Annotated in this window: 9 protein-coding genes; 3 read left to right on the top strand and 6 right to left on the bottom strand. The window is 71.5% G+C overall.

Annotated features, from left to right (window positions below; all coding sequences use genetic code 11):
• A complete protein-coding gene (locus QSK10_RS07280; RefSeq protein WP_285661834.1) occupies positions 1–849 on the top strand; it encodes a YihY/virulence factor BrkB family protein in 849 nt (282 codons plus the stop codon).
• Between the two features lie 9 nt (positions 850–858).
• Here QSK10_RS07280 and QSK10_RS07275 read toward each other — a convergent pair whose 3' ends face one another.
• On the bottom strand, positions 859–3516 hold the full coding sequence (locus QSK10_RS07275) for a M4 family metallopeptidase (protein ID WP_285661833.1): 2658 nt from the start codon (positions 3514–3516) through the stop codon (positions 859–861).
• 143 nt (positions 3517–3659) lie between these two features.
• On the opposite strand from QSK10_RS07275, the gene QSK10_RS07270 reads away from it, so the two are divergent.
• A complete protein-coding gene (locus QSK10_RS07270; RefSeq protein WP_285661832.1) occupies positions 3660–4610 on the top strand; it encodes a helix-turn-helix domain-containing protein in 951 nt (316 codons plus the stop codon).
• Between the two features lie 59 nt (positions 4611–4669).
• Positions 4670–5233 (top strand): VanZ family protein, encoded by a 564-nt coding sequence (locus QSK10_RS07265; RefSeq protein WP_285661831.1) that lies wholly within the window; start codon positions 4670–4672, stop codon positions 5231–5233.
• A 55-nt stretch (positions 5234–5288) separates the two neighbouring features.
• Here QSK10_RS07265 and QSK10_RS07260 read toward each other — a convergent pair whose 3' ends face one another.
• From QSK10_RS07260 to QSK10_RS07240, 5 genes are all read right to left on the bottom strand, one after another.
• Positions 5289–6548: a DivIVA domain-containing protein gene (locus QSK10_RS07260; RefSeq protein ID WP_285661830.1), complete on the bottom strand. Its 1260-nt coding sequence runs from the start codon at positions 6546–6548 to the stop codon at positions 5289–5291.
• 582 nt (positions 6549–7130) lie between these two features.
• The gene (locus QSK10_RS07255) at positions 7131–8378 is read right to left on the bottom strand and encodes an SAM-dependent methyltransferase (protein ID WP_285661829.1); all 1248 of its coding nucleotides are present in this window, start codon (positions 8376–8378) and stop codon (positions 7131–7133) included.
• On the bottom strand, positions 8359–9732 hold the full coding sequence (locus QSK10_RS07250) for an FAD-binding oxidoreductase (RefSeq protein WP_285661828.1): 1374 nt from the start codon (positions 9730–9732) through the stop codon (positions 8359–8361). Before QSK10_RS07250 ends, QSK10_RS07255 begins: the two co-directional genes overlap by 20 nt.
• 95 nt (positions 9733–9827) lie before the next feature.
• Complete coding sequence (locus QSK10_RS07245) at positions 9828–10445, bottom strand: TetR/AcrR family transcriptional regulator (RefSeq protein ID WP_285661827.1); 618 nt, start codon at positions 10443–10445, stop codon at positions 9828–9830.
• 4 nt (positions 10446–10449) lie between these two features.
• On the bottom strand, positions 10450–12057 hold the full coding sequence (locus QSK10_RS07240; protein WP_285661826.1) for an MFS transporter: 1608 nt from the start codon (positions 12055–12057) through the stop codon (positions 10450–10452).

Genomic DNA, 12057 nt, shown 5'->3' with positions numbered 1-12057 from the left:
GTGTGGTCCCTGCTGAAGAGCACCGTCAAGCGCTTCGAGGGGAACAACCTGACCGACTGGGCCGCCGCGCTCACCTACTACGGCGTCCTGTCGGTCTTCCCGGGCCTGCTGGTCCTGGTCGCCATCCTCGGCCTGGCCGGTAAACCCGCCACGGGCCCGCTCATCGACGACCTGGGACGCATCGCGCCCGGCCCCGTCCACGACATCCTCGACCAGAGCGCCACCGGCCTCGCCCAGAGCGGCGGCTCCGGGTGGGTCCTGATGCTGAGTCTGGCGACGGCGTTCTGGGCCGCCTCGGGCTACATCGGCGCGTTCATCCGCGCCGCCAACGTGGTCAACGGCGTCACCGAGACCCGCAAGATCTGGTGGACGATCCCTCTGCGGCTGGGCGTAACCCTCGCGGTGGGCGCCATCGTCGCCGTCTGCGCGGTCATCGTCGTCTTCACCGGCGGCCTGGCGCGCTACGTCGGCGAACTCATCGGCGCCGGGGGCACCGCCATCACCGTGTGGGGCGTGGTGAAGTGGCCGGTGCTGCTGCTCCTGGTCAACCTGGCGTTCTCGATCCTGTACTGGGCCTCCCCGGACGCCCGCACCGGCGGTTTCCGCTGGTGGAGCCCCGGCAGCCTCACCGCGGTGTGCCTGTGGGTGGCCGCCTCGGCCGGGTTCGCCCTCTACGCGGCCAACTTCGCCTCCTACGACAAGACCTACGGCACCCTCGGCGGCGTCATCGTCTTCCTCGTGTGGCTGTGGATCTCCAACCTGGCGATCCTGTTCGGCGCCGAGATCGACGCCGCCCGCCGCACGCGCGAGGGGCCCGCGTCCCAGGACACGGGCCCCTCTTCGGGCTAGCGGATCAGGTCAGCAGTGCGAGCGCGGCTTGTCGCGCACGACCAGCGCGGTCGTGCCGTACATGCCGTCGAACCACACGGCGCGGGTGCCCTCGTCGGCGTTCACGTGGAACTGGACGCCGGTGGTGCACGACATCGGCTTGGCCTTGCCGCCGTCGATGGACACCTGCCAGATCTTCGGCGGGACGTCCCCGGGCCAGTTCTCGAAGGTCACCGCCGAGGACGTCGCGTCGTACTCGCCGAGCAGCGGCGCGTTCGCCGAGGCCTCGTCCACGAGGGTCTTCACGGTCTTGCCGTCGGCGGAGATCCGCACGATGCCCGCCTGGTTCCCGGGACGCGCGTCGACGCCGATGACGATGCCCTTGGACGTCGGCTTCGGCCCGTACAGACCGGCCGGTTCGGTGGTGGAACCCTCGGCCATGATCTCCGGCAGCATCGTCTCCTGGCGCGTGGCCAGGTCGCGGACGACGACGTTGAGGTGGTAGCGCTCGCTGTCCGGCCAGGCCAGGACGTAGTAGAGCTTCCCGCCGCGGATCTCGCCCAGGCCGGAGGTCTTGTGGTAGGTCCCGTCGACGGGCTCCTCGTAGGAGTTGGGGTCGTCGGCGTTCTTGTACCACTGCTTCGGGCCGGACGGCGTGCTCTCCTGCCAGGAGATCCACGAGCCCTCCACCGACAGGCGCGAGGGGTTGCGGGCGTAACCGACGACCTTCGCGGGCGCCGAGCCGTTCACCGGGGCGCGCATGATCAGCGCGTCGGCGGCGCCCCACGCGATCCACACCGCCCACTTGCCGTCGGTGGCGGGCATGACGTTGAAGCGGCCCTCGACCGGGTCGGCGAGCTTGACGGGCTTGCCGCCGGAGGTGCGGCCGGAGTACATCGAGTACGGCTCGCCGCCCTCGGGGGAGCCCTTCGCCGCGACCCACCAGCCGCCGGCGGCCGCGGGGGCGGTCCGCTCGGTGGTGATGCCGGTCATCAGCTGCGAGGCGTCGCCGATGCGCTTCTCCCAGCCGTCGACGATGCCGTGCTGGAGGAACGCCACCAGGACCTTGCCGCGCTCCAGCCACGACAGGCGCGAGTCGAGCGCGGCCTGGACGACGGCGTTGCGGCCGTCCACGAAGGACGACGTGGGCGTCAGGTACTCGGTGAGCGCCTTGTAGATCAGCTTGTCGGCCTTGGCGCCGCCGATGCGCTCGCGGATGTCCCACAGCGCGCCGGAGAAGATGGTGGAGTTGGCGTGCACGCCGCCGTTGTCGAACTCCCAGGTCAGGCCCTCGTAGTCGGCGGTGGTGCGGCCGTCGTTGAGGTCGCGCAGGGCGCACTCGCGAGGGGAGGCCGTGCGGCACAGGTCCTCGCCGAGCAGCCCGGCGTCGGGGTCGCGCATGGACGTGCCGGAGTAGTCGACGTCGATGGCGTTGCCGAAGTAGTCGGCGATGGCCTCGTTCATCGCGCCCGGCTGGTGGGCGTAGATGAGCCCGGCGGAGTGCTCGACCACGCCGTGGGTCATCTCGTGCCCGACGACGTCCAGGTCGGCCGACAGGGTCTTGAAGTCGCCGCCGCCGGAGCCGTAGACCATCTTGGTCCCGTCCCAGAACGCGTTCACGAAGGGCTGGCCGCCCAGGTCGACGCCGACCACGGACGTCATGTCCATGCCGTTGCCGTCGAGGCCGTTGCGGCCGAGCTTCTTCAGGTAGTACTCGTAGACGTGAGCGGCGTTGACGTGGGCGTCCACGGCGCCCGACTCGGTGGCGTCGCCGTCGAAGCGCGTCGAGGGCCCGCTGTAGATCGGCATGCCCTCGGGGACACCGCCGCCCAGGACCGAGCGGACGTCCCAGCCCCGGCCGTCGTAGGTGGTGATGTCGGTGGGCGCGTTGGCCTGGTCGACGAGCTTGTAGGTGCCGTCATCGGACTTCGTGACGCCGATGGGCGACTCGGTCCCGTCGTACTTGACGCCGGTGCCGGCGGCGGGCGAGTCGAACTGGATGCCGTCGTAGGCGAACAGCGGCCACGCGGTGTCGGCGTCGACGTACACCTCCTTGACCACGGGGGTGCCCTTGCCGTCCACGGTCGACACGGTCACGTGCCAGCTGAGGCGGCCGGCGCCCTCGGGCAGGACGACCAGGCCGCGCGAGGCGGCGGCGACGTCCGGGCCGGTGGCGGGCACGGTGAACTTCCCGCCCGCCAGCCCCTCCAGGACGTACTGCTTGGCGCGGTCCACGGCCGTGGCCTCGGTCGCCGCCGGGGCGGTGTCCACGCTCAGGCCCGTGTAGTAGGTGCCGTTGGCGCCGGTGACGGTGGTGTCGCCGCCGTCGGGACGCATGTGGACCAGGTACTGCGCGCCGAAGACGGGCACACCCTGGTGGCTCTGCGCGAAGCGGACGGTCTCGGTGGCGCCGTCGGCGTAGGTGGCGATGGGGGTGAGGTCGCCGCCGTCGATGGCGAAGGTCCTCTGGTTGTCGTCGAGGTACTGGCGGGCGGCGGCGACGGGCTCGTCGGCGGCGACGGTCTGCTCGTCGCCCATGACGCGGGCGGGCGCCTCGGTGCCGGTGCCGGGGGTGACCGCGGACGGGTCGATGCCCTCGTCGGCCTGCGCCGGCGCCGCGACGGCCAGCGCGGCGGCGGCGCAGGCGGCCGTCGTCATCGCCAGCAGGCGGGCACGGGATCGGGACACGTGGACTCCTTTGCGAGGGGGCTCCAAAAGGCGGAGTGGGACTCATTCAAAAGGGCCATGCGTCAGTGGATCAAGGATTTGCCGAGCCCACTTGTGGACATGAAGACTTGTGTGCGATTGATCGAAAGCGCAGACTCTTGCGCGTGAACGATCTCGCGAACTGGGCCGGACTCGACGCCACCGAAGCCGCACTGTACCGCGAGGCCCTGCGCGCGGGCGCCGTCCCGGACGGCGACGCCTTCGCGCTGTCCCGGCTGGCCGCCGCGGGCTTCCTCACCGAACGCGGGCCCGTCCCGCCGTCCATCGCCCTGCGCGCCCTCCTGCACCGCCGCCTCGCCGGGCTGCACGAACAGCGCGCCGCCCTGGAGTCGGCCGACCTCGACGGGCTCGCCTCGGCGTTCCTGGCCGCCGCGCCCGGGACGCTGCCGGTGGACGGCGTCGAGCTCGTCACCGGCCGCGACGAGGTCGCCCTGCGCGCCGGTGGGCTCGTGGCGACCGTCCGGGAGGAGCTGCTCATCCTGGACGCGCCGCCCTACGCGCAGCTCGCGGTGGCCGTCGTGGAGAACTGCGAGCCCTTCTCCAGCGCCGCCGACTCCGACTTCGGGCTGGCGCTCAAACGCGGGGTGCGCATGCGCCGGGTGATCGCGCAGGAGGCGCTCGACCTGCCCGGGCGGATGGCGGCCGTCAGCGAGCTCGTCGAGCTCGGGCTGGAGGTGCGGGTGGCGCCCGCTGTCCCCGTCAAGCTCATCGTCGCCGACCGGTCGACGGCGCTCCTGCCGCCCTCGGCGGCCGTCGACGCCGGAGAGCACGCCCTCGTCCTCCACGACGGGCTGCTCGCCAACGCGCTCGTGCCGCTCTTCGAGGCGGTGTGGGACGCGGCGATGCCGCTCGGCGGGACGCCCTCGGCGCCGGGCGAGGAGGACCGCGCGCTGCTGGCGCTGCTGGCGTCCGGGCTCAAGGACGAGGCCATCGCCCGCCAGCTCGACGTGCACGTCCACACCGCCCGCCGCCGCATCAGCGCGCTCCTGGCCCGCCTGGGCGCCACCACCCGCTTCCAGGCCGGGATGCAGGCCGCCAGGCAGGGCTGGCTCTGAGACTCATCGTCCTCTCATGATCGACGCGTACCGTCCGCCACCGGACGGAGGGAGCGATCATGACCAGGGAGGACGCCGACGGAGTGGTGTCGGGGGCGATCTACGTGCTGGGCAAGCCGGGGGTCACCGCGATCGTGCTCGGCGGGCTCGCGCTGGCCGTCGCGGCCGGGATCTGGGGACGCCGCAGGCCCTGGGCGATCGGGGCGGTCCTCGGCCTGACCGCGATCCTCGCGCTGACGATCCCGGTGGACGGCCTGTCGGGCCTGGACGCGCCCCGCACGAACGCCGAGGGCTTCTGGACGCGCCTGTTCGACCCCTCGGCCTACGAGATGTGGCGGACCTACGGGCTCCACTCGGCCGAGGGCATGGCCAACGTCCTGCTGTACATGCCCTTCGCGTTCTTCGCGGCCATGTGGAGCCGCCGCTTCGCGCTCACCGCCGTCGCGGGGGTGGGCCTGAGCGTGGCGATCGAGACCGTCCAGAGCATGACCTACCGCGCCGCCACCGTCGGCGACGTGCTGAACAACTCCATCGGGACCCTCATCGGCGTCGCCCTCGCCCTGGCGGTGAGCGTGCCGGTCTGGCTGTGGCGCAGAGGACGCGTCACGCCCGCGCACACATGAGCGAAGGCCCCGGACCGAGCGGTCCGGGGCCTTCGCCATCACGTGAGCGGTTCTCTCAGTCCCCGGTCCGCACGGCCGGGATCTGCTGGGTCGGGCGGTCCGACTCGTAGGGCTCGCGCTGCCGGTTGATCGACATCCCGGCATCGCCCATCAGGTCGCGCAGCGGGCTCGCGACGGTGCCGAGCTGGCGCTGGAGCTCGCCGAGGTGGGCGGTGACGGAGTCGCGGCGGGCGGTGAGCGCGTCGAGCTCCTCCTTGAGCGGGTTGACCATGCCCTGGGCCTCGGACTCGGCCAGCGAGCGGATGCGGGCGGACTCCGACTCGGCCTCCTGGCGCAGCTGCGCGGCGGAGGCCTCGGCGCGGGCGACGGTGTCGGCGGCGCGGCGGTCGGCGTCGCTCATGCGTTCCTGGGCGCGGTTCTCCGACTCCCGGGCGCGCTGCTCGGCGAGGAAGGAGCGCTGCTCGGCCTCTTCCACGAGGTGGGTGGCGGAGTTCATGGCCTGGGCGTGGCGGGCCGACTCGTCGCGTTCGGCGCGCTCGCGCTTCTCGGCCAGTGCCAGCGAGAGCTCCTGCATCTCGGTCTGGCGCTTGTCGGCGGCCTCCGCCAGGATCGACGACGCCTGGGCGTGCTGCTCGTCGACCTCGCGGGCGACCCCGGCGCGCAGCTGGGTGACCTCGCGGTCGGCGACGGCGCGCTGCATGGCGACCTCGCGTTCGGCGGAGGACTTCGCCTCGGCGGCCTCGCTGTGGGCGACCGCGCGCAGCTGCTCGGTCTCGCGGGTGACGTCGGCGCGTTTCAGGTCGTGGTCGCGGCGGGCGTTGGTGCGCAGCTCCTCGGCCTCCTGGGCTGCGGCGCCGCGGATGTCGGCGGCGTCGCGGGACGCCGAGGTGGTCACCGAATGGGCTTCGATGCGGGCGGACTCGGCCGTCGAGGAGGCCTCGGCGAGGGCCTTGGCGCGGATGTCGGCGGCCTGGCGGCGGGCGTCCTCGCGCTGCTCGTCGGCCTCCAGTTCGGCCGCGCGCAGCAGCTTCTCCACCCGGGCGCCGAGACCGGCCAGGGTCGGGCGCTCGTTCTCGGCGATCGCGGCGTCGGAGTCGGCGAGACGCCGCTCCAGGCCCGCGATGCGCTCCTCGGTGCGGCGCAGCTTGGTGCGGACGTCGTCGAGGCGGCGCTCGGCGTCGGCGCGGTGCTGCTTGGCGGTCTTCATGGCGGCGAGGATCTTCTGCGCGTAGGCGTCGACCTGGGCCCGGTCGTAACCACGCATGGCGACGGAGAACTCCGTGCTCTGGAGGTCCGAATCGAAAAAGTTAGACATGTCAGTCCGTGAGTCTTTTGGTGGATTTGACGGTGATGTCACATGATGGCACGCGGTGACGACGCCATCACCGCTGGGACCGACGGAAACGCGAAACCTTGATCATCTATCGCCGTGAATGCCCGGCCGGACATCGCCCGCCGCGTGCGGACGCGCGCCCCGGCCCGTCCATATGGGACAAGGGGCGGGCGCCGACCTCGGCGGCGAAGGGATCACCGGTCACATCGCCCGCCGAGTCGTGCGGACGGTCTTCGCGCCCGGCGTGGACGCGGCGCGGGATGCGCGTGAAGCGCCGGAGCGACGCGCGATGGGTGCGCTCACGGCGATGCCGGACGTGCCGGGGATGGCCGCGCGGGCCGGGAGCGCGAGAGAAGGGCCGCCGGGACCGCGGGCCGGCGATGCTCACCATGGCGTTCGCCGCCGGCATCGGCGCGACTCTGCTGGTCCGCCGCCTCTCAAGCGGCATCATCGGCGAGGCCGACGTACCGCCCCGCCGTGCCTCATCGGCTCCGCGCCGATCGCCGCCCTTCTAGGTGCGTGGGACCCGCCACCCCGCCAGGGCGGCGGGCCCCACGCCGCGTCTCAGCTCCCCCAGTTCGGCCGCAGCGGCATGTGCGCGTCGGCGTCGTCGTCCAGCCGCACCGCCAGGAACTGGTGCAGCTCGATGCCGTTGGTCTCGAAGCCCAGCTGCGAACCGACCAGGTACAGCAGCCAGGCGCGCGCGGTCTGCTCGCCGACCTCGGCGACCGCGGCCTCCCAGTTCGCCTTCAGGTTCGCCCACCACGCCCGCAGCGTCATCGCGTAGTGCTCGCGCAGGTTCTCCGAGTGCCGGACCTCGAAGCCCACGTCGTGGATGTGCGACATCAGCACGCCCGGGCCCGACAGCTCGCCGTCGGGGAAGATGTAGCGGGTGATGAACCCGCCGCGCTCGTTCGGCGGGAAGTTGCCGTGCGGGTGGGTGATGGTGTGGTTCAGCAGCCGCCCGCCCGGCTTGAGCTTGTCGTAGAGCGAGCGGAAGTAGGACGCCTGCTGCGCCCGTCCGATGTGCTCGGTCAGGCCGATGGAGCTGATCGCGTCGAAGTCGGTCTCGGCGGCGTCGCGGTAGTCCATGAAGCGGACCTCGGCCAGGTCCTCCAGGCCCTCGGACTTGATCTTCTCCTGCGCCCAGGTCGCCTGCTGCTTCGACAGCGTCACGCCCAGGGCCTTCACGCCGTACTCGCGCGCGGCGTGCATGACCATCCCGCCCCAGCCGCAGCCGACGTCCAGCAGCCGCATCCCGGACTTCAGGCCGAGCTTGCGGGCCACCAGGTCGTGCTTCTCGAACTGCGCCTGCTCCAGCGTGGCGACCTCGGTCGGGTACACCGCGCACGTGTAGGCCATGGACGGGCCCAGGATCAGCTCGTAGAACGCGTTCGAGACGTCGTAGTGGTGGGCGATGGCGGCGGCGTCGCGCTGCCGGGAGTGCGTCCGGCCGGACAGCCGCGCCTCGCCCGGCGGCAGCGGCGGGCGCTTGAGCAGCTTCAGCCCGCCCAGCTTGGAGAAGATCGCGATGGCCTGCGCCTTCGACACCGACGGCACCCGCGTCCACAGGGCCCGCAGCCCCGAGTACAGGTCGCCGGTCACGTCGATGGCCCCGGTCACGTAGGCGCGCGCCAGCCCGATGCCGCCTTTGAGGCCGGTGGCCAGGTAGTTCAGCGCGATGGGCTCGCGTATGACGATCGTGGCCACCGCGTCGGAGGGCCCGGCGTGGCTGCCGTCGTAGCCCTGGAAGGCCACGGGCACGTCGGGCCCGACGAGCTGTTCGTACACATCAGACAGTCGTATGGTCACCGGTCACCTTCCGATAGAGATCGGGGAAACGCCCGCGCGGGTCGTAGCGGTCCTTCAGTCCCCGGTACGCCTCGCCGTTGTAGTGGCGCCAGAACGCGTCACGGTCGTAATGAACCGTGGAGTAGAGCGATTTGTGCCCGCCGAGATCGTCGACGAGCCGCTCCACGAAGAGGTTGTGGTGGTCCGGCGACTGGCCCGGCGCCAGCGGCGCGGTCGCCCAGAAGCCGAAGTTCACGTACATCCGGCCCGGTGCCAGCGGGTACAGCGGCCACTGCGCGGAATCGGACAGGGCCAGCGGGCACAGCCAGATCGGCCGGATCGGCACCTCGGCGCAGAAGTCCGCCAGGAACTCCGCGGCCCGCTCGATGGGCAGCTCGACGTCCTGGACGACCAGCTCGGCGCGCTGCCCGCGCATCGCGCCCAGCCTCGCCGTCAGCCCGTGCCGCCGGTCGAGGGCGACCAGCCGGCGGTACACGTCCGAACGCCGCAGCCGCTTGGGCCACAGCGCCCGCACCGCCGGGTTCTGGACCCCGAAGGCCGCCGAGCACCAGAACCAGTCGGTGTCCCAGCGCCACAGGTAGTCGCCGACCCGCAGGTGGTCGATCGTGCGCGTCCGCAGCGACTTGTAGTAGACGCCCATGCCCGTGTAGTCGGACGCGTAGGGCGCCTCGTCGGCGAACGTGCCCACCGACAGGTACATCTCCTCCGGCGAGAAGACCACGCCGTCCAGGAAGTCCACCGAGTGCCCCTCGTGGACGCGGGTGCGCGTCAGCTCGTCCATCGTCTTGAAGCAGGACGCGGCGTCATCGAAGCGCAGGTGCCGCACGGTCACGAAGGGCTTGACCGGCTCCAGGTCGATGACCAGCCGCAACGCGTAACCGAGGGTGCCGTAGGAGTTGGGCAGCCCGCGCCACAGGGCGTCGTGCTCGCCGCCGGGGACGACGGTGACCAGCTCACCGGCGCCGGTCAGGACGTCCATCTCGCGCACCGACTCGTGGGGGAGGCCGTTGCGGAAGGACGCCGACTCGATGCCGAGCCCGGCGACGGCGCCGCCGAGGGTGATGGTCTTGAGCTGCGGGACGACCTTCGGCATGAGCCCGTGGGGGAGGGTCGCGGCGACGAGGGCGTCGTAGGTGATGAGCCCGCCGACCTCGGCCGTCCGCGCCTCGGGATCGATCCGGATGACCCGGTCGAGGCCCATCGTCGGCAGTCCGGGGGCGGTGTCGCGCGCGCCGAATCTGAACAGGTTGGAACTCTGTTTGGCCAGGCGCAGAGGGGCGTCGGGCGGGAGGGCGGCGAGGGCGTCGCCGAGCCGGGTCACGGCCCGGCGGTGGATACCGTACGCGTCGGCCATTCCCGCACACTAGCAGTGATCGGGGCCTAGATCGACGGCCTTCGAACAGGCGCTCTACCCATGACGAACGGCGGCGGGGTGTGACCCCGCCGCCCTCAGTCCGCCTTCGGCCCGCTGATCCCGGCCAGCAGCGTGTCCACGACCCGCTCGGCGAAGGTCTCGCCGTCGATGCGCGGGTTGGGACCGTAGAGCTTGTTCATGAGCATCGGGCTCGACAGCATCGACATGGCCACGTCGACGTCGAGGTCCTCGCGCAGCTGGCCGGTGGCGACGCCCCGGCGCAGGACCGAGCGGGAGATCTCGCGCCGCTTCTCCACCACCTGCTCGTGCAGGGCGCGGAACTTGGGGTTGCGGCGCATCTCCAGCGCGATGCAGGGCACGATCCGGGCGTCCTGGTCGATGTCCTTCGACACCGCCATGGACCGCAGGAGCTGGAGCAGGTCCTCGCGCACCGACCCGGTGTCGGGCTCGACGAGCTTGCCCTTCAGGGACGCGATGGCGTCCATGACCAGCTCTTCCTTGCCCGGCCAGCGCCGGTAGATCGTCGCCTTGCCCACTCCCGCGCGCGAGGCGACCGCCTCGATGGACAGCGCCTCGATGGATCCGCCCTCGGCGAGCATCTTGAGGACGGCGTCGGTGATGGCTCCGGCGACGCCGGGGTCGCGCGGCCTCCCTGGAGGCCGTGAAACCCCGGCGTCGGTCGTATTGCTCATCCCCCTAGGCTTCCATGAGCACCGGCTCGGCGGCCGGGGCCTCCGCCTGGGAGCCCCCGCCGCGCTTTCCCGGCAGCAGGGTCCAGCTCACGATCACGCCGATGAAGGCGATGACCGCGGCGGCCAGGGTCGTGGTGTGCATGGCGGAGATGAAGGCGTCGTTGGCGGGCGCGATCAGCGCGTCGGCCGCGCCGCCGGAGTGCTCGACCACGCCGTAGGTGCCCATGATCGAGCTGGACGCGGCCTCGTGGGCCTCCGCCGAGAGGTTCGGCACGGAGTCCAGGGTCGGGCCGATCTTGTCGCGGTAGATCTGCGAGAGGACCGAGCCGAGCACCGCGACACCGAGCGCGCCGCCGACCTGGCGGATGGTGTTCGACACCGCCGAACCCACACCGGCCTTCTCCCGCGGGACCGACGCCTGCACGGCCTCGGTGGCCGGGGGCATCACGTTGGCCATGCCCGCGCCCTGCACGAAGAACATCACCGCGACCAGCCACATGGGCGTGTCGGTGCCGAAGGTGAAGTACACCAGGAAGCTGGCGGTGACGATCAGCATGCCGACCGAGGACACCGCGCGCGCGCCGTACTTCTTGACCATCGCCGCCGAGCGCGGGGCGAAGATCAGCTGCGCAGCCGCGAACGGGACGAACAGCAGACCGGTCTGGATCGGGCTGAGCTGGCGGACCGCCTGGAGGTAGAAGGCGAAGAAGAACATCAGGCCCATGGCCGCGAAGAACACCAGGCCGATGGTGCCGGTGGCGCCGGCGAACATGCGGTTGCGGAACAGCGTCACGTCCAGCGCGGGGTTGGGGATCTTGCGCTCGTAGAGCACGAAGGCCACCAGCACGACCACCGAACCGGCGAGGGTGCCCCACACCTTGAGCTGGCCCCAGTCGCCGCTGTCGCCGCCCTCGATGATGCCGTAGGTCAGCAGCGTCAGGCCGATGATGGACAGCAGCACGCCGACCACGTCGAGCTTGGCGGGCTTCGGGTCCTTCGACTCCGGGACCAGCATGAAGATCGCGATGATGCCGATGACGACCACGGGGACGTTGATCAGGAAGACCGAGCCCCACCAGAAGTGCTCCAGCAGGAACCCGCCCAGCACCGGCCCGATGGCCGCGCCGAGACCGACGGCACCCGCCCACAGGCCGATGGCCTTGCCGCGCTCCCGCGGGTCGAAGACGTTGGAGATGATCGACAAGGTGGCCGGCAGGATCGCCGCCGCGCCGATGCCCATGCCCGCCCGGAACCAGATCAGCTGGGTCGGGGTGTCGGCGAAGGCGGAGGCCAGCGAGGTCAAACCGAAGACCACCATGCCGCCCACCAGCATGATGCGGCGGCCGATGCGGTCGCCCAGGACACCGAAGGTGAACAGCAGGCCGGCGAAGACAAGGGTGTAGGAGTTGATCGACCAGGCCAGCTCACTCTGGCTGGCGCCGATGCCCGCGTCCGGGTCGGCGATGGTCTTCATGGCCACGTTCAGCACGGTGTTGTCGAGGACGACGACCAGCAGGCTGACGACGAGGACGCCGAGGATGGCCCAGCGGCGGGGGTGGCCGCCCATGGGGGCTTCGGCCGGAGAGGGCGGCGCTGAGGCGTCGCGTGACAT

This window comes from Actinorhabdospora filicis, from assembly GCF_030269765.1.
GTDB lineage: Bacteria > Actinomycetota > Actinomycetes > Mycobacteriales > Micromonosporaceae > Actinorhabdospora > Actinorhabdospora filicis.
This window is presented reverse-complemented; position numbering and strand designations above follow the sequence as displayed.

Coding starts and splice junctions, on each gene's coding strand:
- QSK10_RS07265 (WP_285661831.1), top strand. CDS start 4,670: ATGACCAGGGAGGACGCCGACGGAGTGGTGTCGGGGGCGATCTACGTG.
- QSK10_RS07260 (WP_285661830.1), bottom strand. CDS start 6,548: ATGTCTAACTTTTTCGATTCGGACCTCCAGAGCACGGAGTTCTCCGTC.
- QSK10_RS07250 (WP_285661828.1), bottom strand. CDS start 9,732: ATGGCCGACGCGTACGGTATCCACCGCCGGGCCGTGACCCGGCTCGGC.
- QSK10_RS07245 (WP_285661827.1), bottom strand. CDS start 10,445: ATGAGCAATACGACCGACGCCGGGGTTTCACGGCCTCCAGGGAGGCCG.
- QSK10_RS07240 (WP_285661826.1), bottom strand. CDS start 12,057: ATGTCACGCGACGCCTCAGCGCCGCCCTCTCCGGCCGAAGCCCCCATG.